This window comes from Bacillus cereus group sp. MYBK14-1, from assembly GCF_051916885.1.
Taxonomy (GTDB): domain Bacteria; phylum Bacillota; class Bacilli; order Bacillales; family Bacillaceae_G; genus Bacillus_A; species Bacillus_A cereus.
The window spans coordinates 1-26,703 of sequence record NZ_JBQAHM010000008.1; the positions used below are offsets into that span (position 1 = coordinate 1).

Below are 26,703 nucleotides of genomic sequence, written 5' to 3' on the forward strand. Positions count from 1 at the left end.
GAGTTAGCTCGGCTGTCTTAGGACGAATTCGTTAGCTATCAAAAGTAACGACTAACCGAGAAGCCCCCACTTCAAACAGTCCGTTAGGACGTTAAGTGGCGGGTAGTTCACTTATTGCAGAATTATTTATAAGACAAAGACTTAATAAAGGAAAATACCTGGTAAATGAGGATGTACATTTATGATGCAAATCTGATTTAATGTTAAGAATTGAAATTCTCAGCAATTCAATGTTTTTTGTAATTTTTCCCGCCGAGATTATGGAGTAACCTACCTTGGCGCTAGCGAGAAAATAATTGAACGAATGAAGTACGTTATTCAAAAGATTACTTTACCTTTTAATATTTTTACAGTATTCAACCAGAGAACGTTTCTTATGTAAGGAAGGGATATGAGGGGTTATATGAAAAGAATGAAAAATGTATGGTTATTAGTGTTATGTTTCTTATGTTTGAGTGGGTGCAATTATGAAAATGAAGATCAGGTGAAAAAATATATAAAAGAAAAACATGGTTTCGATGTTGTTGTAACAGATTGGGGCGGGATACATGAAGGAAATATGGGACATACGTACCATACTGTTCAGGCAAAGGATAATAAAAATATTCAATTTCGAGTAGAGGTAAATGGTATCTTCTATTCCAAAATACAAGGTGATGAATACGAATATGGGAAAAACACATACGAGGAATATAAGAAATTCAAACCCATTCTTGAAGAAATGAAAAAGTTAGGTTACGAGGAATCTGAAAATAAAAATGTTCTTCAATATATAGTAGATTATAACAATGCAGCAGAAAAACCAACAGATGAGTTGTTATTAACCTTAAAAATGAGTAAGGAAATCGATTATATTCAATTTGAAACTATAGAATTAGATCGTTTACATACATTATTTCAACTCATTCAAAAGAGTAATAGAAACATAACAGAACTTGAAATTGAGGATCATAATGGTAAATCGATTGGTCTTCCTTTCGAAGATGTGCAAAAGGGTATAACGAAAGAAGAACTTCTACTAACAATGAAAGACACAGTAAGCGGTTATTGGACATATTTAATTGAAACTCAAACAAAAGTCGTTGAAAGATTAAAAGAAATTCAAAATGACCGCTTTGTAATTAAAGATATTACTTGTGCACATCCGAAGGAAGGGAAATGCCCAAAATATGAAGCTACGATAGTTTTTAATGACAGTTCTATGGAGTATAAAAATGATCCCGATGTAATGGAGGATTTGACAAAGGTGGTCACGATTCTTAAAGAAGAACTACATAACGAGAAATTTGATATATTTGTATCCAACAAAGATAGAACAAGCTATTCACTCTGGCTAACGTCAGAGAAAATTCAAAACAGTAGTAACATCTATGAACTTATAAAATAATTGTATATCAAAAATAATATGTAATAGGTTCTATTGATAACTTTGTTTTTTCGACGCAAAGTGCATGAATGGTTTTGCTGCTTTTTACAGAAAATGAAAGTTTGTATTAGTTTTTCAATAACTAACATAACCATCTAACTCTTAAACGATAGATGGTTATGTTAGTTCTAAATGCTATATTTTTAAATGAAAGTCGTATAATTTTAAAAAGTATAAAGTTATGAATTAAGTTATATCAGTATGAAATATCTCTTTAGAATGAATCAACCAAAAGTTTATATTTTCTAGGAACATGAACAGAAAATGAACAAATTTTTTTATGAAAATTGTTCATGCAATCCTAAAGAAAGAGTTGATTCTAATCAATCTTTTTTTAAATCGATTCTTTTTTGTGAGTCATAGAATCTAATTTGGTAAGAGATTTTTGATTAAACTTTATTTTAAAGCAACGTTTAAAAGGAGTAAAAAATGAATACAATTAATAAAATCTTAAGTGATTTTGCAGATATAAATACAGATGAATACGTGAGGAATTATTATGAGCTTAGTATTATGTCAGAAAATAAAGAGGACAATATTTTTGTACTTGCCAAAAAGGCGACATATGCTACTAGTAATGACACATTAGAACTCATCCGCTTGAAAGAATGGAAAAAAGAATTCCTAATTTGCCAATATTCCAATGGAGAGTCTTCTTGGTTTGGGAAAATACCGTGCGGATATGATTTACATGGATTGACTCCGAAGGAATTTATAATAGAGCAGTTATTAAATGTATTCAAACAAGAACCAGATGAGGTTTATTGGATTAAATTAGATCCAGGAGGTTATTATGCATGCTGTTATGAAGAATATTTGTTTAAGACAAACACAGGAATTTATTTTTTTAGTATGCAAGTACACGATTAAATAATCAGGATTTGAAATGTAGTTTTATTAATAAAAAAGATTGATAACTTAATAATAAAGAAGAAGTCTCCATGTCCAAGGAATAAGAATTAAATGAAGAATACAGATAGTCCAGGTGAATTTTGTATTCTTCTTAATTCCTATAATATTTTTGAAAATAAAGTTAAAAAACCAAGCACCTAAAATTGTAACAGATAACTCAAAAATCGTAATTATCCATTCTAGTATAGTATGTTCTACATCAGGAGAAGCACCAGCCATACTAAGAATAACTATAACTGGAAATGAGGGTATATAAACAAGTAAATAAGAAAAAAAGTAAAAAATATATTTTATCAATGTTTTTCCTTCCATAAGATCCACTCCTAATATAGAACTAATAGTTAAAGGCGAATTATCAAACTTAGTCAAAAGTTACACATGTTATATTTTAAGTATATAAAGTTAGTGCTTTTATACATAATTGGAGGTCCCTAAATAATGTTATTTTAGAGGTCCTCAGTGGTGAAATATCATATAATATCAAGAAGTGATAAGGAACTATAGCAAACAAATAGTCTGCATATATCAATCTAATTATAGTAAAAAAGGAAAATTATTAGAATCTTGACTTTTTTCCACATGCATATCAGAAGGTAATGAGGAATTATAGCTTAATCCTTTAAAATATATCCATATTATAAAGAAAAATAGAACTTGAATACAAATAGGAGTCTGAATATTCTGTTGAAAATAAATTGAATATGATGATGATAATTTATATAATGTATGTAAGACTTTCTTTTTTCTTTTTTTAATCCATAAATACTACAACCCTTTCGGGGAAATGACTTTGTAAAGCAGCCTTGCTTACAAAAATTCATATACCCGAAAGGGTTTTTTGTGTTTAAAAACAATTAGGCTTATGCCGTTTATATAGATATTTCCATAAGGAAAGGATGAAGGGTGTTGTATATATTTGAAAAGGAATTTTATTATGCAGTTACTCTAAAGGGTTTGTAACACTTCCACTAACTTATTAAACAAATTTCATACTAAGTAGTAGGAGTAAAAATAATGTATGTTACTACTAAAACGAATGAACTAAATGGATTTGAGCGAATAGCTAAGATTTTAGAGGAAGTTGAGAGATCTGCTACTCATCAGCAGATGATAGAAGTTCTAGTAGAAGGTAAAACATATCAATCTGCCTTTTGCTTTGCACATGTTGTTGCGGATATAGGACAGTGTGTTTCCTTACTACTTTTCACAATAATTGGGGGCATTGAGAGTACAGTTCAAAGTATAAAAGATGCAATTGATAATGGGATTTCCAATTTGAAGTTTGGTACTGAAGAAAAAACTCAATAAGTTATTAATTTGAATCACAGTTTCAGTTTTATGCTGAAAAGGGAAAATATACAATATTTCTAATTATAATTAATGGCCGTAAGCCAATCATTAGGGTACATGATTTGGTAAGAGAAAGATCATATACCTTTTTCATTTGAAGAATCACCAGCTGCTGCAATACGTAACGTTATAGGTGAGAAAAGTATTGAATTGGTACTTTAAAAGAATTGGGAGAACCTATTTATCAAAGATTATTAGAGAAAAAAAGAGATGGAGACTGTACCTTGTTATTATGACAATAAGTTATTTAAATATTTCTAGGTGTTAAAGTTCAATTTCAATGAATATGAAATGAATTATTGTATTAGTGAAATGGTAAAAGAGTAGAAAATCTTGTTTCCGAAGGTGGATTATGGAAGCGTGTTAGAAGAGGGTAATAGTTTAACTGACTATATGCTTAAATATGCAGAAATTATAGTAGAGAAGGTTTTACATGAGGTGAAACCATCCTATAACCCTCTAATAGATTTGCCTTTAGAGCATTTTCTTTCATAAAGGGAGGAAATTATAATGATAGGTGAAACTTTTAAAAATTTATTATTAAATCTGGCTGGTTTAATAGTGGGGTTAAGTGCTATATATTTAATAATTAAATATAGCTTCAAATTAACAGTAGAAAAAGCTATACCTAATTTAATAGCCTATGCTAGCTTATATTTACCAGGAGTTATAATATTTAGCTTAGTTGGGTATTTTTCAAGCTCATGGATTTTTGGAATTGCAATGGGTGTTATAGTTGAGGCAATTCGTTTCTATGGATTAGGAAGAATACTAAATAAAATATCCTCTTCATTAAGAGCGATGAAAGTGAAAATTGCTATAGCAAAAGCAAATAAAATTGCAAATACTAAAAATAAACCTTTAGAGGTAATTGAAGTTGCTCAATTTAGCCTTGAAAAAGAGAGCATAGTACAAGAGCAATCAGCAGTAATTGAATTGAAAAAAGAACAGAGAGAGATTATAAAAACAGAAGAATCAGAAATAATTGACGATGCAGATGATGTAGAAGATTTAGATGAAATGGAAGGCTTAGAGCGTGTAGCTGTACTAGAGCACATAGAAATGGTCGCAGAAACTAAAGAAGAAATACTAGTGGAAAATGATACTACAGTTAAACGTGAACGTAAGCAGGCAGAAAGTACACCTGATACACAGGAAATATATGAACAATTACAACTTGTTTTAGTTGGTGGGGATTTATAAAAAAATAATCAAGAAATTAGTTTGGATTAATATAAGAGCTATCATCATGTTTAATGATGATAGCTCTTTGTATTTAGAATTAAAAAGCTCGCTTTAAGATGAACTAGCTACTATCTTACTCTGTTTCAATAATGGCAAAATAAATATCATTGTACACTTGATGTACGCGAATAATAAACTTGTTAAAAAGTAATAACGTCATTTCAAAAAACTTTAGAAACGCATGGTAATAATTGGTGCAATCATTCTTTATCCTGTATGATAAAAATGGGAATATTTAATGTTTTCATAGACAATAATTGGCTTAATAGAAGTTGAAAAAATTATTAATAGGAACGAAAAGGATGACCAAAATGGGAATAAAAAGGAACCTATAGAATTTGCAATTTATATTTAATATATGAATTGTTTAACAGGAAAGGAGGTAGTGAAAAGCATTGAAAAAAAACAGTTGTAGTAAAGGGAATTACGGTTTTATATGGTTATAGATATGTATCACCACGTTGAAAATATTTTAACTTTTAAACAAAATAAACAACAAGGGGTAGATAAAATGGGGAAATATGTGAAAGACCAAAAGGTAGTTGCTTATACACTATTAGGATTAGAACCTTGTACAGTTGTAAGAGTTGGTTGGATTTTTATTACGGTAAGAGAAGAAGAAACGGGTCATCTATATTCTGTTAGAAAAAGTAAAATGACACCTATAGAGGAAGAGGAACACTATCTTATAGAAGAAAGTATTGATGATGAAGGGTTATTCGGTATAGGTAGATTGTTTGCTAAAATAGAAGCAGAAGACATGGAAGTTGCAAAGAAATCATTTGAAGAGAATGAAGACTTCCCTAAATACGAAGATTTTCATAAACCATCAGAAGGGAAACTGTATGGTGGAGAGTACTATACTACAATCAAAACAGGTAAAGAGTTACTAGAACAATACTTTAATCGAGAAGAGCTAGAACGTAATGCTACTAATTAAATTAGATGTGTAAACGGTTAAAGGTCAAATCTTATTTATGTTAGGTATATAGACTAAGAAAATTTATATTCGTTTTTGGGGAGGACAAAATAATGGATTTGGTAAAAAAATTTTTGAACGGTTTGAAAGTAGCATTATCAACAGATGATCTCGAAGCACTAAATAAAGCATACGGTGCTACAAAAGGGGATATTGATATATTAAGAACGAAATATCCAAATTGTCCACAATCGTTAATCACTTTACTTGAAAATATCGATGGTACATATTGGCGGAAATATGGAGAAAACGAAGTCACGGTATGTATTTTAGGCTCAGATGTTGAAGAGTATCCATATTATTTGCTTTCTACACAGGAAATGATCGAAAGTTCAAAAGAAGGAGAAGACGTCTCCTATCTTTTAGAATACCAAGATGACGAGGATGCTGTTGACTCTAAGATAAATCCAGAAGGTCTTCTCCCTGGCACGTATATTCACTTTTCAGATTGTATGAACAACGGTGGAACATCAAAGCTGTATATTGATTTTAATCCTTCTGAAGAAGGGGTATGTGGTCAAATCATTCGTTTTTTACACGACCCCGATGAATATGAAGTGATTGCAAACAGCTTTGATGAGTATTTACAGAATCTTATTGATGGTAATTTTAATTTTCTAGACGGAGAAGAATCTCAATAATGTGTGAAGAATTTTACTCAAATATTGGAGGAGATTGCGATGAATCAAGATCCAATTTTACAAAAGGTAATAAATAAATGGTAAAATATGAGCCATGATTCTTCTTTCCGAACAGCATATGAAGCTCGAGAGAAATTACTTCTAGATGAACAAGCTAAGTTAGCGCATGCAGAACAAGAGGGCATGGAAAAAGGAATCGAGCAAGGTAAGATGCAGATAATCCGAGGAATGCATGAAATTGGTGTACCACTTGAAACTATTGCAAAAGCAAGTAAGTTGAGTGTGGAGGAAATTGAACGTATCTTAAAGCTAAAATAAATATATATGAGTATACAGAACCTTTGTGTAGAAAAAATTAGACGTTTATTATCATAGTAGGTTTAATGGGAAAGTATTGCGGAATATTTTGGAAGTGCTTTTTCTTAATCAATTTTTGGATGTTTTTCATGCTGCTCACAATTATATAAAAAAGTCGAAAGAAGAATGTGAAATGTATTCACGATTAATAAATATGATGCAAATCTAATGTAATGTTGAGGACAGAATTCTTCAGTAATTCAATGTTTTTTTATGATTCTTCCCGCTGAGAGTTTGTAGGAAGAAAATACTAAAATGTTTACTATAAAGCCTCAATATATGAGATTTTTTCTATGTGTAAAGTTACTTTTCAAAAAGAATAGCTAACTTAAGGAGCCTTTCTCATACTTGAACCGTCTTAATTTTAATAATATGTATGGGACTCTCATCCACATCTTATTTTCCCGTGTTATGTAATGTCGGTCAGTGAGAAAAAAAGGTACTCTTTCGAGTACCTTTTTACTATTCTACTTTTAACTTAATTTCTTTACCCGTCATACCACCACTAGCTTTTAAGAAAATTCCTTCAGCATCTTTTGGTATATCAAATACAATTTTACCTGTTTGTGTTAGACCAGGATTCAATTGTTTTAAGAAGAAGTCAGTTTTTCCACCGTTAGCTAAGTCAAAAGATGTTTGACCTTGTGTTGAATATGTGAATTCGCGACCTTTACTATCTACTAATTTAAAGCTGTTAGCATCAACAGTGATAGCGTCTTTTTGATTATTAGTAAGTGTAACTTCTAAAATTTTAAATACACCTTGTGCTTGTTCTTTTGTATATTCATTGCCTACAGAATCTACTGTTTCCATAGATCCTACAGCGATTTTCACATCAGAAGATACCCCTTCTTTTGATACTGCTTTAGTGTCTGTTGAAGTTGTTTCTGTTGAATCACCGCCACCAGCAACCATAGCAATTATTCCGATTACAAATAAAACTATAATGCCTAGGCATCCAAACTTAAATATTTTTCCCACGTTTGTTCCTCCAATTATGTAAAATTTAAGATTGCAACAGTAATAATAACACATCATATATCTTTATATTGTCATATTATGTCGAAAGGAAATAAAAAGATAGTTTAGAAGTTTCAGATTTCATTTCTGTCCTATGACCTATTTTTCCCCGTATTTCGTCTGTATCTCATATTCATAAAGGTAAATGCGCTATAGTCAAAAATTTTTATCTATTTTTGGTAATTGATTCATGTAAAATTTGTTTGTTGGTACATAACTTCATCTATTTTTAAAATATTGTATTATTAGGATGCCGAGGTGAAAATAATTATGTATTTGGGTTTCGACAATCAGGAAGATTGACAAAGTATTGAGAATTACTGGACTGTCTGGCCAAATTTAAGAATTTAAACAAATGCATTATTAAAAAAGAACTCTTATGGAAAGATAAGAGTTCTTTAAAAAATGTTGTATTTGAAACCCGCGATGTTTCACAAAAATATTACGTATATGCAATATATAGAGTCAATAAAAATAATAAAGGTGCATATAATCTATATTTTAATTAGTTCAGCCCCTTGGAGGGCGCTCCAAGGGGCTAAGATTCGAGAATTTTTAAACTCTTGTTAATTTATATGAGAACTCCGTGAACTACTCGCCACTTAGCAAAGCTTGAAGTGGGAGCTTATCAGTTCCACGACGAAAGTAACCTTTCGTCTCCCTGAGCGTTACTTCGGGGTGTTCCATCCTTAGATGTCCAACGCATGGATGCTCTGTTGGTACGGTTGATATTTTACGCAGGAACCGAATGGCTTGGTTTTCGCACTCTATTTTCTTCCTGCAACCTTCTATATCAAGTTATCAAAGAACTTCATATAGCAAGTTTATCAAAAGTTTTTGGCTATGCCAAACCGAAAGTCATCTCCCACCTATCGTAGGGCTACGCCCTTCACACGCTTGAGGAAGGAGAATTCTTTCGGGGAATACGTTAAAGAGTACCTATGCAATTTTAACACTCAACCACATATTTTTGAAACTATATATATAGATTTATTTGTTAGTAGGTATCATGTTGCGTAACCATAATTGGTGAGCGAAGGTGAGGGGACAACAGAAGTACTGACTGAACCTACGGAGTATAAATGAGAAGATTCTTGGTTTTCTCCCAACCACCAAACATAAAGCGAATAGTTAAGAAAGATAGAAAGTTATATGATGCAGGTGCTTTTTTTTAGTTATATAGAAATTATACATTAAACATACTTAAGGAGTCATTTAAGTATAAAGATAATTTATAATCATACAATGATATGGAAAGGTCTTTTCGAACATGTTAGTTAATTCAAAGTATATGTATTATTTGGAACCTGTGCGAGGGTGCTTTTTTAATGCACATTATTATAAGGACAAGCATATTATGTAATAGGACGAGTTCTTTGTGTCCTATTCAATGCTCAGGATAACCCCGATTCACATTGAGAGCACCGGTAGCGGGGGTGCTCTCTTTTTATTGAAAAATATATTTAAATGTATATAATATGATTATTCAATTTATTTTTCGATATAAGGGGTACAAATTCGATGCGACGTAAAGAGGATTTGTTAAAACAATGGAAGGTGGATCTGCAAGCTGTTCAAGAAGAAAAGAGAATGAAGAAGAAAGCTAAGAATAAAAAATATAGCATTCCTGGTAATACAGCGGGATTCATGAATGGAAAGAATACTTATCGTAAAGAGAATGGGGTATGGAAACAAAGAAGTAAATGACGTGAAGGTAAATAAGTTTAGTTAAGTTTATAGCAAGTATTGTAGGCGCTTCCGTGATCTGGTTGGCGTCTTGTTTTTTGTTAAGGAAAAATAACAAAATCAAAGAATATAAGTACGGGATTAGAAGAAAAAATAATAGTCTTGTCGTTTGCTATAACCCACTAGGAAAAAGCGAATAACAAGACAATAGACAAGTAGTGAGAGGGAATTCCCATTCTAGATTGAAATTACATCGCAAAATCCAAATGCCGTATAAGAAATATTAAACTTATAAATGAAAAAAGAAACATGCTAGTGTCCCAAAAATATAAGTTTTTAAGGCTCTACCAGGATATGAATTGCAGGTACATCCCCGTATCGGTATAACGAGGAACACAATGTTCTTGGAACGGTGGACAGTAGTTGCCATGGAGAAGTCGGAGTGTTGGTTGTTAACAATGAAGTTCCTAAAGAGGATAATTATGCAAGATCATGAAATTGAAAGAGGTACTCGTATTGCTAAAGGCGACATAGCTTCGGTGGAAAAAGCTCATTTATAGAAAAAAAGAATGAGGAAAGTGGATTGGATTATTAGCTAAATCCAACCATAATCATTTCTTCATTTTTTATTTCAATTATAAATTTATATTCTTTATCCAATAACCAGAAATAAAAACTGACTGCATCAATATCAACTAGTGATTGGAATACTTTATCAAGATTTGTGCTTATTACAGGGATTTCATTATTATCCCATAATATAAAAATCTGTTCATCAAAATCTGGTTTGTTTTCTTTAATAAGGGAAATTAGTTGCTCTTTATTTAAAGCTATTAATTGATTGTCTATCTGTTCCCAATCTATTCTTCCAGAGACAGTTATAGGAAATGAATTTATTAAAGTATTTACAATCTGTTGGCTTTTATTTTGAGAGAAAATGAGAGTTTCTGCTCCGAGGGATTCAATACATTCATTAAACAAAGGGTTTGTATCATTGTTATTTTTGGTTTTCAGTGCCCGTAATTTTTGTTGCATTTTCCATCGTCTTGAGGATCTATCACTCATTTTTATCATTCCTTCTACAATTAATTAGGAGTCAGTATAGCATATAGAAACAGTTCTTTGGGAAGAAACTATTAGGCAATTGAAATCAGCCTCTACTTTCACCATATTTAGTTTAAGAATTAGATTGTTCAATTCTTTTGAAACATAACTATAATAATTCAATTTCAATATTGTAAGCAACTCAGTTATTATATAGAAATACAAATTCAATGACTTGAATTCAATGTTTTGTTACGCTATAGATAGCTTGATTTGTTTTAACTTAAACATATTAAGAGTACTTAATAATTTTTAGGAGGCTTTTTTGAATGAAGTTATGTAAGGCGAAAACCTGGTTACCATTATCTGCTGCAATGATTACAGTAGTAACAAATCCAGTAGGGACTGCGGCTTCAACGGTTTATACGGTTCAAAAGAATGATACCCTAGAAGCAATAAGTAAACAATATGAGGTTTCTGTACAATCACTTAAACAAGAAAACAATAAAGCAAATGATCAAATTAATATTGGAGAACGTTTAACAATTCCGGTATCGTCAACTGCAAACAAATATGTTCAAAAAAATAATTCAACAGTTTCAACTAATACATATCAAGCAATTTACCAAGTGAAAAGCGGGGATACACTAAGTTCTATATCACAACAATATAAGGTTTCAATACAGTCAATAAAACAAAACAATAACGTAGATGAAAATCATATTTTTGTCGGGCAGCACTTAAAGATTGATACTGGTATTTCATTACAAGAAGTGGATTTAATGGCTCGATTAGTAAATGCAGAAGCAGGAGGAGAACCGCATGCAGGAAAGGTTGCAGTTGCAAAGGTAGTATTAAATCGTGCTAACGCAAATGGTTTTCCAAATACAATTACAGGTGTAATTTATGAACCCATTAAAAATGGTTATGCATTTACTCCTGTTACAGACGGTAGAATTAATCAGCCTGCTACACAGGAAGCAAGAATGGCAGTAGAAGAGGCTCTCACTTCAAAAGGAACAAATTCTGATTGGCTTTATTTCTACAATCCCAAAACCTCGACTGATAAATGGATTACAACACGTCAAACCGTTGCACAAATTGGAAACCATCTGTTTGCTAAATAAAATAATAGTACATTAATATGTTTCCAATGAGATAAGGAGAGGTTATTTTTGCGTGTAGTTCATTCACTATTAGCAATATTAGCAGTTATATTTTTAATTTGTGGTGTTATTATTCACGAGTATGTATTGGTGTTTTTGGTAGGGATTTGTTGCATGGTGATAGTAAGTTTTATAATTTCCAGTATACGTAATTGGAAAGAGAATAGAAAGCGTATATCTATCGTGTATTTTACTTGTGTATTAATATTATTGCTATTGACAATATATCTTTTGTTTGTCACTTTTTATACACGTTCTTTGGAATTTTAGCACTTTTATATAAGCTAACACGGCACAAAAATCAAAAAGAATGATGAATTCTTCAAAAAATAATCAGCTCGGTTTAACGAGCTGATTATTACATCCAGAAATCCTCAAAGTCTACGCTGTAACCTTTCCTTTTTAAGGCCCTAATTAATTTTTGGCCATTCCCTAATGAAGGTTTGTATGTATTTGAACGAGAAATACGACTAATTGTATTTTGATTTACTCCACTCCATTCCTTTAATTCGGTTTGAGTAATACTATTTGTTTTTAAAAATTTACCAAACCTTGATAATGGTTTCCCCAAGCCAAACATTGTGAACACTCCTATTCATAAATTCTCTATTAATCACATCTTTACCAAAGCATGATTTTTTTAAACAAAAGTGTTAATAATGTACAAGCCCCACGCAATATGATGTATCAAGGTAGCCACTCTGGTATTTAGTAAACTTATTACCAAATTAGATACCAAATCAACCAGCCTATGTACTAGCAAGGTATCTACCAAGTTAACAGTCAAGATAGTGTTATCAAGGTAATAGGCACATAAACCCTATATTTTATCTAGTTTGTTCATTTTGTTTATAGAGGGGGGGCAATTAAATGCGTGGTAGGAAGGAAACAATTTCTTTTCGTGAGTGTATGAATCGATCTTACGAAGAGAAAGAAAAGAAAATACATAAATACAATTCAGTTAGTCCTTTCGCATTCCTTCATATGTCGGATCAGGTACTACATACTTACATTGCATTAGGAGTAATGGGAACGGTTTTAATAGGGGCAGTCATATTAGAAAAATATTTAGTGCGACATGACCATATATCAGCAGCTAAATTTATAAGTGAAGGTATTTATTACGGCATGCGAATAGGCGGAGTTTGTTTGATTGGATATGTATTTATTCGCATCCTCATCATGTTTTAGGGGGAATTATATGAGAATGATAAAGGATTGGCTTCATACAAAAAGGTTAAGGAATCAACTTATAGAGGTATTTGGAAAAACAGGTCTATATACGGAACATCAAACACGCGGGGGGAAAGTGCCTATTTATCCAAAGATATATAATATATCTTCTTCAGCGGAAAGCGTGAGATATGTATTTACCATACCAAACGGATTAGATCCACAGAAGATTGAAAAGAAGTGGTTTTGTTTTCAGCAAATATTAGGACGGAATATTACGATTGAAGGGGATGTGAAAAAGTTTGTCCTACATGTATTTCATTCGAATGCTGGGCTAAAGCCGTATACTTATTGTTATAGAGAATGGCAGCCACAATTAAAAAGTTACGGTTTACCTGTTGTGGTCGGCAGGGACCAATACGGAAAAATGATTGCGTACGACATGATTGGTTCCAATTCACCGCACTTATTGATCGCAGGAGAAACAGGAAGCGGGAAAAGTAGTATGGTACGTGTTGTGCTATCCACACTCATTCAATATTTGTCTCCTAATACGTTGCATTTGTATCTTGGTGATTTAAAAAACTCTGAATTTCATTTTTTACGTAGAGTGAAGCATGTAAAAGAAGTTTGTATGGAAGAAATCGAAATGAAAATAATGCTTCAAAAGTTATGGAAGGAAATCAGGGAACGAAGAAAACTTATGGAAGAATATGAAGTTGATCATATTGATGCGTACAACAAATTAAATCCAGATCATCAAAAGCCATATATCCTACTTGCTATCGATGAGGTGGCTATGCTTAAAGATGAAAAAGAGTGTATGGCTACAATTGAAAAGATTTCAGCAGTTGGGCGATCACTTGGGGTATTTCTTTTGCTTAGTATGCAGAGGCCAGATGCCAAGGTGTTAGATGGTAAGTTAAAACTTAATATGACTGTAAGAATGGGCTTTAAATGTGATAGTGTGATTAATAGTAATATTATGGGTACTCCTGGTTCAGAGTATTTAGAGCAATCTGGACAAATGATTTTTAAACGCAATGGATTAAAGAAAGTGCAAGCTCCTTATTTGGAATTAAGTAAGGCGAAACAAATTGTTGAACCATATCGCATGTCTAAAGGGGAGAAGATACTCAAGAATTCATCGCAAGTAGAAATGCCGTTATTTGGGGTGTTAGATGATGAAGAGTAGAGATAAAGGAATTCTGAATGATTTGAAGCAATTTAGATGCATGTCCCGAGATGATATTATTGACTTGCATTTCCAAGGCTTAAAGAATGCAATAACCTGCTGTAATACGGTTATGAAACGATTAAGAAGAGACGGCCATGTTGATGCTAACGTCTTGCAACACCCATACATTTATTTTCCGCAACCCAGTTCTATCAGAAAAAACAGTCAAAAAATTCCTCATTTCCTTGGTATTGTGGACGTATACAAACAACCTGTTCATTATGAAAATCCTAAGTTATTCAAAGTGGAACCAAAGTATGGGAAGGAATATATGGAGCCGGATGCTTTTACTATATGGCGTAGGTCGCCATTCTTTATTGAAGTTCAAAAGTCAGTGTACAGTAAAAAGATAATGCAAGATAAGATAAATAGATATGAGTTATACTTCCATAGCCAAGAATGGCATAATGAATCTTGGCAACCGAAAACTTCTAAATTCTTTCCTTCAATTCTTATCATTACCGACAAATATTACGACGTTCAATCCTCTTATTTCCGTATATTCCAAGCGAATTCTATAGAGAGTTTTGTGAATAATTTAGCGGTAAAACCATAAAATAAGCTACTTTTGTTCTGAATTCACAGGATTTTCAAAATCAAAATCTATGGATGTTAATATTTGTTATATAATATACTTGTCAAAGCATTACCCCTGTAGTATCTATGATGAATTTGCAAGTTAGTTTTTTTATCTCGTATATTCACCTTAAACTGAAAAGAACTTGTAGAGATTCCTACAAGTTCTTTTTGTTGCTCTTACAAACACGAAAGTCTCCTTTTTTACTCCCAGTAATTTTACTTAATAAAGATTAACCCTTTATTGAACTACTCCCACTATTACTTCGTATAGAAGAGGGGGAATTAATAAGTAAGGGGGCTCTATCGAATTCCAACTTAGTTAGTAGGTATTCAACATAGTCCTTGTGGTTAGAGGCCTTATTCCTTCATTCTTCCAATTGATACTTGTGGAAATATCCCGATTATGGTTTGTTTGCTATACCATTAAGCTATCAAGCTAACAAAGAGATTAAAAATATTAATGAGGATTTTTTGAAATGGAGGCGCTTTATCAGTAAGAGAAATATGTAATTATGCATATCCATTTCTTATAATGTTTTTATATGCAAAATCCTTTACGTATGCATTATCGATTATATTCAAAATGTCACAGGCCTTGATATGTCTGTAAAAACGTATCAAAATTTTACTTTAAGACACACGGTATATAAATTTTCGATTGGGCAAATTCTTCTTGTTTAGGAAGAGTAAAAACACCTACTATAAAAATTTTCACAACAGAGCCAGATAACGTGATAAAGTATTTATTGCTGTGCATGTAAATATAAAAAAAAGCCTTACAAAATGATGTTTGTAACGGTTTATTTAGCTTATATGATTTTAGGAAATTAATAGCATTTTATCATTTTAGCCAAGAAGACTCCTTCCTCAAGGAACGCGAAGTGAGTAGGTGGGAGATGAATTGCATTCGGACAAGGGATGGCAGAAAGCCATCTTAATTGTTCGACATACATAAACTGTTACTTCACTACCAACCGAATGTACGTTTGTTATATAATAGAATTATATCGAAATGGGGGTGAAATGAATGTTGATCAATAAAGCATATAAATTTCGTATCTATCCAAATAAAGCACAAGCGAAACTAATCAATAAAACGATTGGCTGCTCTCGTTTTGTATTCAATCACTTCCTATCTCTATGGGATCATGCATATAAAGAAACAGGAAAAGGTTTGACATACGGTACATGCTCTGTCAAACTTCCTACCTTGAAGAAAGAGTTTGTTTGGCTAAAAGAAGTCGATAGTATTGCGATTCAGTCATCTGTTCGCAACCTTGCGGATGCTTATACACGCTTTTTCAAAAAACAAAACAGTGCCCCGCGTTTCAAATCTAAGAAGAACAACGTACAATCTTACACCACAAAACAAACAAATGAAAACATTGCCGTTGTAGGAAACAAAATGAAATTGCCAAAACTAGGTCTTGTTCGATTTGCCAAAAGTCGTGAAGTAAAAGGACGTATTGTAAATGCTACGGTTAGACGGAACCCTTCTGGTAGATACTTTGTGTCATTGTTAGTGGAAACAGAAGTGCAAGAACTTCCGAAAACAAATTCTTACATTGGAATGGATGTGGGACTAAAAGATTTCGCCATTTTGTCAGATGGAACAACCTATAAAAATCCGAAGTTTTTTCGATTGTTAGAAGAGAAGTTGGCAAAAGCACAGCGTGTTCTTTCTAGAAGAATGAAAGGATCTTCTCGCTGGAATAAACAACGAGTAAAAGTAGCTAGAATTCATGAATACATGGCAAATGCTAGAAAAGATTACTTGGACAAAATCTCGACTGAAATCATCAAAAACCACGATGTTATTGGTATAGAGGATTTGCAAGTATCGAATATGTTAAAGAATCATAAGTTAGCAAAAGCAATTAGTGAGGTATCATGGTCACAGTTTCGATCCATGTTGGAATATAAAGCAAAATGGTATGGCAAACAAGTCATTGTCGTATCGAAAACATTTGCTTCAAGCCAATTATGTTCATGTTGTGGGTATCAAAATAAAGACGTTAAAAATCTAAACCTACGTAAATGGGAGTGTCCTTCTTGTCGTACACACCATGATAGGGATATTAACGCAAGTATCAATTGGAAGAATGAAGCGATAAGGCTTCTAACCGCAAGGCCTGCGGGGTTAGCCTAATCAATTAGAGTTCGATAGAACTCTTTACTTAGGAATCCTCCACTTCTAAACGAAGTGAAAGTGGGGGTAGTTCAAGCCGTTATTATTAACCTAGTTACCAAGAAATAGAGGTGAATGTAGGATGACTAAACCTTTTAAAAAAAATAGTCGTTATATGGTTGGGTTGGACAGTCTAAGGGGTCTAGCTATACTAGGTGTTATTTTGTATCATATTAATTTTAATTGGTTACCTGGAGGGTTTTTAGGGGTTACAGTATTTTTTGTACTTTCAGGTTATTTAATTACAGATATTCTAGCCATGGAGTGGAAGAGAAATAAGAGAGTTGATTTGAAAAAATTCTGGCTTAGTAGAGCAAGAAGATTGCTTCCAGGAATGCTTGTTATGCTCGTTATAACATTGGCATGGATTACGATTTTTCATAGCTCTTTACTTGAAAAAATGCGCGGAGATTCATTAGCGGCATTATTTTATGTTAGTAACTGGTGGTATATTTATCATAAATTATCTTACTTTGATAATTTTAACCAGATTTCTCCATTAAATCATTTTTGGTCGTTAGCAGTCGAAGAACAATTCTATGTTGTCTGGCCGTTTATTATTAGTTTAGGACTTTACTACATAAAAAAACAATCCCGTATGATTTTATTGATTTGTCTAGGAGCGTTTGCTTCAGCTTTAGCAATGGCAAATTTATATGAACCTGGAGTTGATCCGAGTAGAATATATTATGGTACAGATACGAGGGCCTTTTCCTTACTTATCGGAGCGGTACTTGCCTTAGTTTGGCCAAGCAATAGGCTTGCTAATAGAATTATCCCGAAGGCGCGTTTCATTCTTGATGTAGTGGGGGGCATAGCTCTTATTATAATTTTGGTTATGTTTTGGAAGACCAATCAATATGATCCATTTCTATACAAGGGAGGAATGGTTCTCTTATCAATTGCAACAGCATTGTTAGTGGCAAATCTAGCTCATCCAGCTAGTCGCATTGCTCAATTTTTGCGATTTAGGCCTTTACGTTGGGTAGGGGTAAGATCGTATGGCATATACCTCTGGCATTATCCAATTCTTACATTAACGACTCCAAAAGTAAATGTAGGGGATTTTTCAATAATAAGAGCAATCTTTCAATTTCTTTTAATCATATTGATTGCGCAAATTTCATGGAAGTTTATCGAAAAACCAATCCGACAAGGTGCGCTTCGGAACATTCAGTTTAAGAACTTAAGACTTCAAAATGTCACTTTAGGTGTTAAGTTAGCTTTAGTTTGTTCATTATTCTTTTCGTCAATAGCAGTTTTAGGGTTATCAAATGCTAGTAAGGCTAAGGAGAATTCTCAACAAGATAAGGTGGAAACAGTACAAACAAAACCGGCGCCACATCCAGTTGCTGTTTGGGAAAATGCAGATCAAGAAACGCCACTAAATCAAGGGGAATCAAAAGAAGTAAATCCTGCAAAACCTAAAAATCCACTCACAGTTACTGCGATAGGCGATTCCGTTATGATTGATATTACTCCATATTTAAAAAATACTTTTCCTGATATTAGGATTGATGCGCAAATTGGTCGTCAGCTGTCAAAAGCGATTCCGGTAGTTGAACAGTTAAAAAATGAAGGGAATTTAGGAAACTATGTCATTATCGGATTAGGAACAAATGGAGCCTTTACTACTGAGCAACTTGTTTCATTAATAAAATTAATTGGAAACGAACGTAAAATAATATTTATTAATACGAGAGTGCCACGTCCGTGGGAATCAATTGTGAACGAGAGACTGAAAGTAACAGTACCTAAATATCCTAATGTAACTCTAGTTGATTGGTATGCAGCAAGTGCTGGAAAGAAAGACTACTTTGCACCTGATGGTGTGCATTTAACCAATATAGGTGCAGAAGCATACGCAGTACTTGTAGCTAAAGCGGTTAATCAATAATTAATTATATTTGATCAAATTCTTTTGCAAAGTTAGCTGAAATAAAAAAGATTTATATTTGGAGAAATACACTTTTGGCATTTAGCAATAATTCCTGTAATTCATAATACATTGAAAAGCGAAGTTTAGTTAAAGACTTCGCTTTTTTGTACGGGACATGAATGGTGTCGATGCCTTTTACTATACATACGGTATAACGAAAATGTTGAATTTCTGTAGTTTTGAAAAATAGGTTGCCACTTTACATGTTAATAAACCTGTTCTGCAGGGTTCTTTAACGGGCTACCTATATTTTTTCTTGAAATATAAGGATACCGTCAGTTATTAACAATAATAGCTAAAAAAACTACTTTCTTTCTTAATTCACATAATTTTCAAAAATAAATCCCGTGGATGTTAATATTTGTTATATAATATAGTTGTCAAAGCATTACCCCTAAAGTTTCTACAGTCAATCTGTAAGATAGTTTGTTTGGCCCGTATATTCACCTTAAACTAAAAAGAACTTGTAGAGAGTCCTACAAGTTCTTTTTGTTTTAAGGGTTAAATGTGGATTTAAAATATAGTTGCAATTCTTTGAGGGGGAAAAGTAATGTTTATAGAAACAGAAAGGTTATTAATACGAAGATTTGAGTTCAAAGATTGGCAAGCTGTTCATGAGTATACATCAGATATTAATGTTATGAAATATATACCTGAAGGGGTTTTTACTGAAGAAGGTGCAAGAAACTTTGTGAATGAAAATATTGGTGAAAACGCTAAGAACTTTCCTGTAGTATTAATTGATAAAGATATTCTGATTGGTCATATAGTTTTTCATAAATACTTTGGTGAGCATACTTATGAGATTGGTTGGGTGTTCAATCCAAAATATTTCAATAAAGGATATGCCTCTGAAGCAGCACAAGCTACAGTAAAATATGGCTTTAAGGAAATGAATTTACATAGGATAATAGCTACATGTCAGCCACAAAATATTCCATCATATCGGGTGATGGAGAAGATTGGAATGAGAAGAGAAGGCTATTTCAGGAAGTGTATACCACATGGGAATGAATGGTGGGATGAATATTATTATGCTATTTTAGAAGAAGAGTTGTGTCTCAGAACGCATTATTTAAATTGAAGCTCCTATCTCTAAAGAGGCAAGTTGACTAACGTTAGTAGGATTCTTGTTACCAAAGGCAAAGTCCATTTCTGCTATGGCTGACGTGCAAGACCATGGTGTCCCATTACCACTCTCGTAATTGTCCTATGCATTCTTAAAATAAAGAATATTAGAAATGTATTATGGTAAAATGTGTATAACTATAAATTATTAAATAGATTGGAGAATACTAGAATGAAAGTACAATTACTAAGAATAGGGATATTGGCTTGCTTCATGATATTCTGTTGGTCCTATGAAGATGTCTCTGCTGCATCTACATGTGAGCCATATGGTGAAATTAAGCCGAACCAAAATCCCTCTCGTCAGCACATAAATTGCCTACTAACGAACGCAGCATTAAAAGAAAATGTTCCTCCTGAAGTTGTAAAAGCTGTAGCTACACAAGAAAGTGGATGGAAACAATTTGATGGAAACGGCCAGCCAATCATAGCACAAGATGGTGGAATTGGGATTATGCAAATTACCAATCAACCTCAGTTCGATCAACAAAAGTTAAAATATGATATTAATTATAATATTGAAGCAGGTGTTAAAGTTCTTCGTAGTATGTATCAGCGAACAGATCTACCTAAGGTAAAAGTTGCTGGACCAGAAATAATTGAAAACTGGTACTTCTCTGTTATGGCTTATAATGGAACAAAACCTGCAAACAGTCCTTTGTATAAAGCTACCGGTCAAAAAAATTTAAACGCTTACCAGGAAAAAGTGTTTTCTATTCTAGAACAATACAGTTTTTTAAATGATACAAAATTGGGGCAGTTTCCTTTCAGTACAGCTGATTTCGAATATGATCCTAACACGAGCACAAACATTATATTTAAAAAGAAGGAGTACACACTAACTAATCTACATCCTTCTATCTATCACCTAAAAACAGGAGATCAAGTACTTGTAACAAGAGATGGAGTAAATTTAAGATCTAAACCTACTTCCGCTTCAAGTGGGAAACCATTAAGTAAAAATACGAACTTGATTATTCAAGGAAACGCAGCATATGATGAATCTGTAGATAGTAGCAATCAGTTTGTATGGTATCCAGTTAAAACTGCAGATCAAAAACTTGTAGGTTATATTTCTTCTACATATATTATGAAAAAATTATAATTTAAAATCAAACGGTGAAGATAATCACTGATAAAGATATGGTAGTGATAGGAACGGTTGAACCAAATATAGTTGTGGGTTCTGGTACAAAAAAATATTAAACTTGAACATACCGATACAGCTACTCTACAAAGGATTGTAACAGTTATGGAATAAAATGGTTGTTCAAGTGGAAGCATTTCGTTCCTAACTGTATTTTGTAAACAGTGAAATGATACAAGCGGTACAACTTGAATCTTTGTAAAGAAGCACCCCTGCGTGTATATTACTTAGGAAAGTTTGGGAGGAAGTGAAGAGAGACGAGCTCCCAACGAAAGTAAAAGAAAGAATAGATATGAAATAATTAGTTACTTGTGATGGCGGATTCTCTTACATGGAGGAATCGCCGTTTTTTTATTTACAATGAGAAACGCATGTTAGGGTGAATATTGAGGTTAATTGGAATGCCAGACTGATCGATACATTGAACGTATCAATTATTGATTTATATAAGTACCTATACATACCAGGTTAACGAAATTTTGTTCATTTGTTTTCATTAGAGGTGCATCTCGGGGAAAGAAGAAAGTGTGCAAAAGAAGTGCTAGAAAGCTGTAGCGTGTTTGACAGAATTAAACTCGTAAGATATTTCGTAATAGATAGCATAATAGAGAATTAAATCGTTGTATATTTTAATATATTGTTATAATATTACGAAAGGGAATAAGGTAATATAAGGTAAATATGCTAATGTTATTGTATAAATATAGCGCAAACAGGGAGAATGAACATGAAAAAGTATCTAGTAGCAGGATTATTGTTGTCAAGTTTATTAGTGGGGTGTGGTCAGGAGAACGCCTCTACCAAGAAAGAAACGCCTAAGAGTGAGCAGGAAGTGAAGAAGGACCCGCAAGCCAATAAGAAGGTAGACGAAACAAAGCGTGATGAATTAAAGGACACGGAAAAGTTGGATGATAATGTGCCAAAGGATAATGAAAACAAAGCGCTTGATACGAAAAATAGTGAAGATAAAGTTGATATTGTGCAGTATCAGCTTCCATCAGATGAAAGTAGTTCTACGATGCCTGTCGATTACTTTGAAGCACTTGAACATGGTATGCCATATGAAGAAGTAGCTAAGGCGTTACACCGTAATGCGACAAGTGCAATTAAAACTAAGAAATTTGATACTGAATTAATTGAATATACTTATGAGGCGCCAGAAGCGGTAATACAAGTTCAATTTAAGGATGGTAATTTATTTGGTGCGGAATATGTTGGTCAAGATAAGGAAATGTATTCAGTTATTCCTGTTGGATGGGATGTAAAAAATAATCGTTGGGATGAAGAGAGAGACGTAGGCTTGCAATCTAGTGAGAGTAAGTCAAACAATCACAAGTCTCAAAGGAACGAAGGTAAGAATGTTGAAGCAAATGATAAGCCCGCATCTAGTACAGCAGGTGTAAAGGCAAATAAAAAGCCCGGAGAATTTACTACGAATCATAAACCTAATAATAACGAAGTTGAACAACATCATAATAAGGAACAGCAACGTGAGGAAATAGAAGAATTTAAGCCGAGTGATGCAGACATGGAACGCATTAAACGACAAGAAGACCGTTGGAATACGCCATCAGGTGGGGTTGGTGCTACATGGCAGCAAGAAATGGAAGAGATGAAAAAACAGAAATAAAACAACATAAACACCTATTATACGGATTAAGTGAATTTAAAGTAAGAAATTTATAGTTTTTATCATCACTCTGTCTATTACAAAATATTAATATTGTTGTTGATATTGTCTTATAAGAAGGAATTCATTTAAGATATTAATTGAAAATATTAATTGGGAGGATGTTAGAAATGGAATTAAATAATGGGGATGGAATTAGTATAGAAAAAAGTACAAGTATTAACATGGAAGAAATGGAGTTATTATTGCTAGCTGATCCCTCAACAGAAGTAGTTAATGGATATCTTAAAAAGGGAGATTGTTTTGTTTTAAAAAAAGGTGCTGTTACTGTAGGGATTATGATTTTAATTCCTACCCGAACTGAAACAATTGAGATTATAAATATAGCAGTTTCCGAAAAAGAGCAAGGAAAAGGATATGGGAAATACCTACTTAGATTTGCTATAGATTATGCTAAAAAAGAAAAATATAAAACTATAGAAATAGGCACAGGAAATTCTAGTTTAATGCAACTAGGCCTTTATCAAAAATGTGGTTTTAGAATAACCAGTGTGGATAAGGACTTTTTCTTACAAAACTATAATGAAGAAATATATGAAAATGGTATTCAATGTATGGATATGATTAGGTTAACGCAAAATTTATAAAAATTATTTGTACATAAAAATCGCAACCCCCATTAAATGTAGAGGGTTGCGATTTTTTTTGATGTAAAGCGTCATTATGATTTGTGGGTAGCATTAAGGAGTTTATGTATTTGAGAATTATTACAAAATCAACAAGTGTTAATAAATTCATCTGTTATGTCAACAATTTGAATATATTTCAAATTGTTTTTTATAATTCAGATAGATCTTTTTCCATTAATTTTAATAAAAAGTAAAAAATATGAAACTCATGCATTTTAGTTATGGTTAAATGTTCATTTAAATCACTAAACGATGGGATTTATTGGATAATTATAAGCGTAATTTTTTCTTTATTCAAGGATGAAAATCGTACTAAATGTAGACATAACAACTATTATATTGTTTTAATGATATAAAAATATTTAGGTTTTTTAAAAATGAATTTTCTGAATTATAAATATTATTATATATTGAGAAAGTAAAAAAATAGAAAAATATCAATTGAATCCCAAAAAATAACGTGTGAATATTATAGATATAAATTACACCTTGATATTTCGCATGAATTTCTACAAATTTAGATGTTTATTAAATTAGGAGGATTGATAGTGCCAAAAATGTAGTTTGTTGCTAATTCAGTATTTTATATGCATCCATGGGATTTTAGAACGCACAGTTATTATTTGCTAGTAAGCATTTTAATATCAAATCTTTTGGGGAAGTGATAAGTAATGGTCACAGTATTAAATAATGAAACTAAAAGTTTATTAGTTGAAAAAATTGCAAATAAAAATGCGTGTATTGGATATGTAGGCCTAGGTTATGTTGGACTACCATCAGCTCTTAAATGTTTAGAAGTAGGTTATGCGGTAAGAGGTTTTGATAAAAACTCAGCAAAAATAAGAAAACTAGAACGTGGAATAAGTTATATCAGCGATATTCAAGATACTGAAATCCAAGATGCTTTACATACAAATAGATTTTTTGTTAGTACAGAAATGAATGATATAAACGAATGTGATGTTGTAGTTATATGTGTTCCTACACCATTAGAAAGAACTAGTAAACAACCAGATTTAACATATATTCATTCAGCAGTTGATGAAATAGTTAAATACATTAAAAAAGGTACATTAATTATCTTAGAAAGTACTACTTATCCAGGTACTACAAGGGAAGAAGTTTTATACAAATTAGAACAGAAAACTAATTTTAAAATTGGTGTAGATATATTTGTAGCATACTCTCCAGAGCGAATCGATCCTGCAAATCAATCGTTTTCAATTCAAGATATTATAAAAATCGTAGGTGGAGTTACATCTAATTGTACCGATTGTGCAGCAGCCTTCTATAGTAATTTAATTAAGGATATTCATAAGGTAAGCAGTCCAGAAGTAGCAGAGACAGCTAAGTTATTAGAAAATACGTATCGTTTTATAAATATTGCTTTTATTAATGAAATGACACAAATTTGTAATGAGTTAAACATAAATATCTGGGAAGTAATTGATGCCTCAGGAACTAAGCCATTTGGATTTCAAAAATTCTATCCTGGTCCTGGCGTAGGAGGACACTGTATTCCGATTGATCCTATTTATTTTAAGTGGATTGCAAATAATAAGGATTTAGCAACAAAAATGATTGATGTGGCAAGAGAAATTAATGAAAACATGCCTAAGTATGTTCTTAATAGAGCACTACAGTTACTAGATGATAAAGATGGTAAGGATATTCTTATGGTTGGTGTTGCATATAAAAAGAATGTTAATGATGCTAGGGAATCGCCAGCTTTGGATATTATGAATGATTTAATGATAGAAGACTATAACGTGGATTATTACGATCCGTTTATAGAGGAACTCATTGTGGGCGATAACACATTGAAAAAATCTATAGATTTAAACATAAGTCAATTAGATAAATACACTTTAATTATTGTTCATACAGATCATGATTGCATTAATTTTAAATTGCTTAATGAGGTAAATTGTTTAATTTTAGACACAAGAAACATATTTAAAGATGAATCAATATATAAAAAAAATATTATAAGTTTGTAGGTGATTACATGGTAGAGTTTATTCCTTTTTATCGACCAGAAATCAATGATGAAGATATAGATAGGGTAGTTTCTGCCCTTAAATCTGGATGGCTTTCAAAGGGGCCAAAAGTGATAGAGTTTGAAGAAAATTTAAAAGAATATCTGAATACTGAACATGTAGTAAGTTGTAATTCAGGGACTGCCGCATTACATTTAGCATTACTGTCTCTGGGAGTTGGATTAGAAGACGAAGTAATAGTTCCAAGTTTTACTTTTTGTTCAAGTGTAAACGTTATTATGCATGTAGGTGCAAAACCTGTATTTGTAGACATAGATGAAGAGGATTTATGTCTTGATCTTCAAGATGTTAAAAGAAAAATCACTAAAAAAACGAAAGCAATTATTGCAGTTCACTTTGCTGGATACCCGGCTAAATTAAAAGAACTTCAAAAATTATGTAAAGAATACGGATTGTTTTTGATAGAGGATGCAGCGCATGCATTAGGGACAAAATATGATAATACTTTAATTGGTACACATGGAGATGTTATTTGTTTCAGTTTTTATGCCACAAAAAATATAACAACAGGTGAAGGCGGAGCGTTAGTTACCAAAAATGAATCGATTGCTGAAAAAGCTAGATTATATGGTTGGCATGGTATCACCAAAAATGCATGGAATCGTTATGGTGAAGAAGGAAGCTGGCGTTATGATGTTCTATTACCGGGGTTTAAATATAACATGATGGATCTACAAGCTAGTTTGGGTATTAGTCAGTTAAAAAGAGCTAATGAAATGATTGAAAAACGCAAGAGAATAGCTGAAAGGTACCAAGAGGAATTAAAAGAGGTTCAAGAATATATAACGTTACCTAATTATACTAACGATCCAGGTGTAAAACACGCATGGCATTTATTTGTTTTAAAAATTAATTCTAATTCTCCTGTTAGTAGAGATCAGGTAATTCAAGAAATGAAAAAGAGAAATATTGGGCTTAGTGTTCACTTTATTCCTGTTCATATGCACCCGTATTATGAAGAGAGATTTAACGTATATTTACCTAAAACGGAAGAGATATTTAATCAAATTATTTCATTACCACTGTATAGTGCTCTTACAGACAATGAAGTTGAACATATTGTAACGTCTTTAAAAAGTCTATATCAATTAAAAATGGGGAGGTAAA

At 32.4% G+C, this 26,703-nt stretch carries 24 protein-coding genes and 3 pseudogenes; 23 read left to right on the forward strand and 4 right to left on the reverse strand.

Annotation, left to right across the window (positions count from 1 at the left end):
• Positions 1-403: 403 nt before the first annotated feature.
• Together ACTFR3_RS19775 and ACTFR3_RS19780 are read left to right on the forward strand one after the other, a co-directional pair.
• The gene (locus ACTFR3_RS19775) at positions 404-1,387 is read left to right on the forward strand and encodes a hypothetical protein (RefSeq protein ID WP_440044699.1); all 984 of its coding nucleotides are present in this window, start codon (positions 404-406) and stop codon (positions 1,385-1,387) included.
• A gap of 468 nt (positions 1,388-1,855) precedes the next feature.
• Positions 1,856-2,296: a hypothetical protein gene (locus tag ACTFR3_RS19780; RefSeq protein WP_001092362.1), complete on the forward strand. Its 441-nt coding sequence runs from the start codon at positions 1,856-1,858 to the stop codon at positions 2,294-2,296.
• Between the two features lie 48 nt (positions 2,297-2,344).
• Here ACTFR3_RS19780 and ACTFR3_RS19785 read toward each other — a convergent pair whose 3' ends face one another.
• Complete coding sequence (locus tag ACTFR3_RS19785) at positions 2,345-2,650, reverse strand: hypothetical protein (protein WP_000398639.1); 306 nt, start codon at positions 2,648-2,650, stop codon at positions 2,345-2,347.
• 702 nt (positions 2,651-3,352) lie between these two features.
• Here ACTFR3_RS19785 and ACTFR3_RS19790 point away from each other — a divergent pair.
• The 6 genes and pseudogenes from ACTFR3_RS19790 to ACTFR3_RS19815 all read left to right on the forward strand — a co-directional run.
• Positions 3,353-3,646, forward strand: a complete 294-nt coding sequence (locus ACTFR3_RS19790; RefSeq protein WP_017657372.1) for a hypothetical protein — start codon at positions 3,353-3,355, stop codon at positions 3,644-3,646.
• Positions 3,647-4,198: 552 nt separating this feature from the next.
• Positions 4,199-4,891 carry a hypothetical protein gene (locus ACTFR3_RS19795; RefSeq protein WP_440044700.1) on the forward strand — a complete coding sequence of 231 codons (693 nt, stop codon included), beginning with the start codon at positions 4,199-4,201 and terminating at the stop codon, positions 4,889-4,891.
• A 361-nt stretch (positions 4,892-5,252) separates the two neighbouring features.
• Positions 5,253-5,398: pseudogene (locus ACTFR3_RS19800) on the forward strand (transposase); the annotation flags it as partial.
• Positions 5,399-5,444: 46 nt separating this feature from the next.
• Positions 5,445-5,873, forward strand: coding sequence for a hypothetical protein (locus ACTFR3_RS19805; protein WP_048538582.1), 429 nt, complete (start codon positions 5,445-5,447; stop codon positions 5,871-5,873).
• A gap of 92 nt (positions 5,874-5,965) precedes the next feature.
• Complete coding sequence (locus ACTFR3_RS19810) at positions 5,966-6,553, forward strand: SMI1/KNR4 family protein (RefSeq protein WP_097863211.1); 588 nt, start codon at positions 5,966-5,968, stop codon at positions 6,551-6,553.
• A 6-nt stretch (positions 6,554-6,559) separates the two neighbouring features.
• Positions 6,560-6,871: pseudogene (locus tag ACTFR3_RS19815) on the forward strand (Rpn family recombination-promoting nuclease/putative transposase); the annotation flags it as partial.
• 501 nt (positions 6,872-7,372) lie between these two features.
• On the opposite strand, the gene ACTFR3_RS19820 reads toward ACTFR3_RS19815, so the two are convergent.
• Positions 7,373-7,891, reverse strand: coding sequence for a DUF4352 domain-containing protein (locus ACTFR3_RS19820; protein WP_000516011.1), 519 nt, complete (start codon positions 7,889-7,891; stop codon positions 7,373-7,375).
• A 1,560-nt stretch (positions 7,892-9,451) separates the two neighbouring features.
• On the opposite strand from ACTFR3_RS19820, the gene ACTFR3_RS19825 reads away from it, so the two are divergent.
• Positions 9,452-9,637 carry a hypothetical protein gene (locus ACTFR3_RS19825; RefSeq protein WP_001253021.1) on the forward strand — a complete coding sequence of 62 codons (186 nt, stop codon included), beginning with the start codon at positions 9,452-9,454 and terminating at the stop codon, positions 9,635-9,637.
• 377 nt (positions 9,638-10,014) lie between these two features.
• Positions 10,015-10,176 (forward strand): hypothetical protein, encoded by a 162-nt coding sequence (locus ACTFR3_RS19830; protein WP_017658151.1) that lies wholly within the window; start codon positions 10,015-10,017, stop codon positions 10,174-10,176.
• A 31-nt stretch (positions 10,177-10,207) separates the two neighbouring features.
• Here the strand turns inward: ACTFR3_RS19830 and ACTFR3_RS19835 are convergent, their stop codons facing one another.
• Positions 10,208-10,681, reverse strand: coding sequence for a CDI toxin immunity protein (locus tag ACTFR3_RS19835; protein WP_001283878.1), 474 nt, complete (start codon positions 10,679-10,681; stop codon positions 10,208-10,210).
• A 308-nt stretch (positions 10,682-10,989) separates the two neighbouring features.
• On the opposite strand from ACTFR3_RS19835, the gene ACTFR3_RS19840 reads away from it, so the two are divergent.
• Positions 10,990-11,787, forward strand: coding sequence for a LysM peptidoglycan-binding domain-containing protein (locus ACTFR3_RS19840; RefSeq protein ID WP_048538543.1), 798 nt, complete (start codon positions 10,990-10,992; stop codon positions 11,785-11,787).
• Between the two features lie 397 nt (positions 11,788-12,184).
• Here ACTFR3_RS19840 and ACTFR3_RS19845 read toward each other — a convergent pair whose 3' ends face one another.
• Positions 12,185-12,406 (reverse strand): helix-turn-helix domain-containing protein, encoded by a 222-nt coding sequence (locus ACTFR3_RS19845; RefSeq protein ID WP_017658153.1) that lies wholly within the window; start codon positions 12,404-12,406, stop codon positions 12,185-12,187.
• Between the two features lie 290 nt (positions 12,407-12,696).
• Between ACTFR3_RS19845 and ACTFR3_RS19850 the strand changes: the two genes are divergently transcribed.
• From ACTFR3_RS19850 to ACTFR3_RS19905, 12 genes and pseudogenes are all read left to right on the forward strand, one after another.
• Positions 12,697-13,017 carry a hypothetical protein gene (locus ACTFR3_RS19850; RefSeq protein ID WP_017658154.1) on the forward strand — a complete coding sequence of 107 codons (321 nt, stop codon included), beginning with the start codon at positions 12,697-12,699 and terminating at the stop codon, positions 13,015-13,017.
• 10 nt (positions 13,018-13,027) lie between these two features.
• On the forward strand, positions 13,028-14,194 hold the full coding sequence (locus ACTFR3_RS19855; RefSeq protein ID WP_440044701.1) for an FtsK/SpoIIIE domain-containing protein: 1,167 nt from the start codon (positions 13,028-13,030) through the stop codon (positions 14,192-14,194).
• Positions 14,195-14,216: 22 nt separating this feature from the next.
• Positions 14,217-14,792 (forward strand): replication-relaxation family protein, encoded by a 576-nt coding sequence (locus ACTFR3_RS19860; protein ID WP_440044790.1) that lies wholly within the window; start codon positions 14,217-14,219, stop codon positions 14,790-14,792.
• A gap of 1,050 nt (positions 14,793-15,842) precedes the next feature.
• The gene (gene tnpB, locus ACTFR3_RS19865; protein ID WP_440044702.1) at positions 15,843-16,964 is read left to right on the forward strand and encodes an IS200/IS605 family element RNA-guided endonuclease TnpB; all 1,122 of its coding nucleotides are present in this window, start codon (positions 15,843-15,845) and stop codon (positions 16,962-16,964) included.
• A 121-nt stretch (positions 16,965-17,085) separates the two neighbouring features.
• Complete coding sequence (locus ACTFR3_RS19870; RefSeq protein ID WP_139848179.1) at positions 17,086-18,900, forward strand: acyltransferase family protein; 1,815 nt, start codon at positions 17,086-17,088, stop codon at positions 18,898-18,900.
• 592 nt (positions 18,901-19,492) lie between these two features.
• Positions 19,493-20,026, forward strand: coding sequence for a GNAT family N-acetyltransferase (locus ACTFR3_RS19875; RefSeq protein ID WP_078386166.1), 534 nt, complete (start codon positions 19,493-19,495; stop codon positions 20,024-20,026).
• A gap of 216 nt (positions 20,027-20,242) precedes the next feature.
• Complete coding sequence (locus ACTFR3_RS19880; protein WP_078386167.1) at positions 20,243-21,175, forward strand: transglycosylase SLT domain-containing protein; 933 nt, start codon at positions 20,243-20,245, stop codon at positions 21,173-21,175.
• 233 nt (positions 21,176-21,408) lie between these two features.
• A pseudogene (locus ACTFR3_RS19885) lies at positions 21,409-21,518 on the forward strand (YxeA family protein); the annotation flags it as partial.
• A gap of 426 nt (positions 21,519-21,944) precedes the next feature.
• Complete coding sequence (locus ACTFR3_RS19890) at positions 21,945-22,847, forward strand: hypothetical protein (protein WP_440044703.1); 903 nt, start codon at positions 21,945-21,947, stop codon at positions 22,845-22,847.
• A gap of 170 nt (positions 22,848-23,017) precedes the next feature.
• Positions 23,018-23,494, forward strand: coding sequence for a GNAT family N-acetyltransferase (locus ACTFR3_RS19895; protein WP_139848184.1), 477 nt, complete (start codon positions 23,018-23,020; stop codon positions 23,492-23,494).
• Between the two features lie 713 nt (positions 23,495-24,207).
• Positions 24,208-25,536, forward strand: coding sequence for a nucleotide sugar dehydrogenase (locus ACTFR3_RS19900; protein ID WP_080495053.1), 1,329 nt, complete (start codon positions 24,208-24,210; stop codon positions 25,534-25,536).
• Between the two features lie 8 nt (positions 25,537-25,544).
• Positions 25,545-26,702, forward strand: coding sequence for a DegT/DnrJ/EryC1/StrS family aminotransferase (locus ACTFR3_RS19905; protein ID WP_440044704.1), 1,158 nt, complete (start codon positions 25,545-25,547; stop codon positions 26,700-26,702).
• Position 26,703: the final 1 nt, after the last annotated feature.

What these genes read in the sequence shown, in the direction of transcription:
- ACTFR3_RS19775 (WP_440044699.1), top strand. Translation starts at nt 404, where the DNA reads ATGAAAAGAATGAAAAATGTATGGTTATTAGTGTTATGTTTCTTATGT.
- ACTFR3_RS19780 (WP_001092362.1), top strand. Translation starts at nt 1,856, where the DNA reads ATGAATACAATTAATAAAATCTTAAGTGATTTTGCAGATATAAATACA.
- ACTFR3_RS19785 (WP_000398639.1), bottom strand. Translation starts at nt 2,650, where the DNA reads ATGGAAGGAAAAACATTGATAAAATATATTTTTTACTTTTTTTCTTAT.
- ACTFR3_RS19790 (WP_017657372.1), top strand. Translation starts at nt 3,353, where the DNA reads ATGTATGTTACTACTAAAACGAATGAACTAAATGGATTTGAGCGAATA.
- ACTFR3_RS19795 (WP_440044700.1), top strand. Translation starts at nt 4,199, where the DNA reads ATGATAGGTGAAACTTTTAAAAATTTATTATTAAATCTGGCTGGTTTA.
- ACTFR3_RS19805 (WP_048538582.1), top strand. Translation starts at nt 5,445, where the DNA reads ATGGGGAAATATGTGAAAGACCAAAAGGTAGTTGCTTATACACTATTA.
- ACTFR3_RS19810 (WP_097863211.1), top strand. Translation starts at nt 5,966, where the DNA reads ATGGATTTGGTAAAAAAATTTTTGAACGGTTTGAAAGTAGCATTATCA.
- ACTFR3_RS19825 (WP_001253021.1), top strand. Translation starts at nt 9,452, where the DNA reads ATGCGACGTAAAGAGGATTTGTTAAAACAATGGAAGGTGGATCTGCAA.
- ACTFR3_RS19830 (WP_017658151.1), top strand. Translation starts at nt 10,015, where the DNA reads ATGTTCTTGGAACGGTGGACAGTAGTTGCCATGGAGAAGTCGGAGTGT.
- ACTFR3_RS19835 (WP_001283878.1), bottom strand. Translation starts at nt 10,681, where the DNA reads ATGAGTGATAGATCCTCAAGACGATGGAAAATGCAACAAAAATTACGG.
- ACTFR3_RS19840 (WP_048538543.1), top strand. Translation starts at nt 10,990, where the DNA reads ATGAAGTTATGTAAGGCGAAAACCTGGTTACCATTATCTGCTGCAATG.
- ACTFR3_RS19845 (WP_017658153.1), bottom strand. Translation starts at nt 12,406, where the DNA reads ATGTTTGGCTTGGGGAAACCATTATCAAGGTTTGGTAAATTTTTAAAA.
- ACTFR3_RS19850 (WP_017658154.1), top strand. Translation starts at nt 12,697, where the DNA reads ATGCGTGGTAGGAAGGAAACAATTTCTTTTCGTGAGTGTATGAATCGA.
- ACTFR3_RS19855 (WP_440044701.1), top strand. Translation starts at nt 13,028, where the DNA reads ATGAGAATGATAAAGGATTGGCTTCATACAAAAAGGTTAAGGAATCAA.
- tnpB (WP_440044702.1), top strand. Translation starts at nt 15,843, where the DNA reads ATGTTGATCAATAAAGCATATAAATTTCGTATCTATCCAAATAAAGCA.
- ACTFR3_RS19870 (WP_139848179.1), top strand. Translation starts at nt 17,086, where the DNA reads ATGACTAAACCTTTTAAAAAAAATAGTCGTTATATGGTTGGGTTGGAC.
- ACTFR3_RS19875 (WP_078386166.1), top strand. Translation starts at nt 19,493, where the DNA reads ATGTTTATAGAAACAGAAAGGTTATTAATACGAAGATTTGAGTTCAAA.
- ACTFR3_RS19880 (WP_078386167.1), top strand. Translation starts at nt 20,243, where the DNA reads ATGAAAGTACAATTACTAAGAATAGGGATATTGGCTTGCTTCATGATA.
- ACTFR3_RS19890 (WP_440044703.1), top strand. Translation starts at nt 21,945, where the DNA reads ATGAAAAAGTATCTAGTAGCAGGATTATTGTTGTCAAGTTTATTAGTG.
- ACTFR3_RS19895 (WP_139848184.1), top strand. Translation starts at nt 23,018, where the DNA reads ATGGAATTAAATAATGGGGATGGAATTAGTATAGAAAAAAGTACAAGT.
- ACTFR3_RS19900 (WP_080495053.1), top strand. Translation starts at nt 24,208, where the DNA reads ATGGTCACAGTATTAAATAATGAAACTAAAAGTTTATTAGTTGAAAAA.
- ACTFR3_RS19905 (WP_440044704.1), top strand. Translation starts at nt 25,545, where the DNA reads ATGGTAGAGTTTATTCCTTTTTATCGACCAGAAATCAATGATGAAGAT.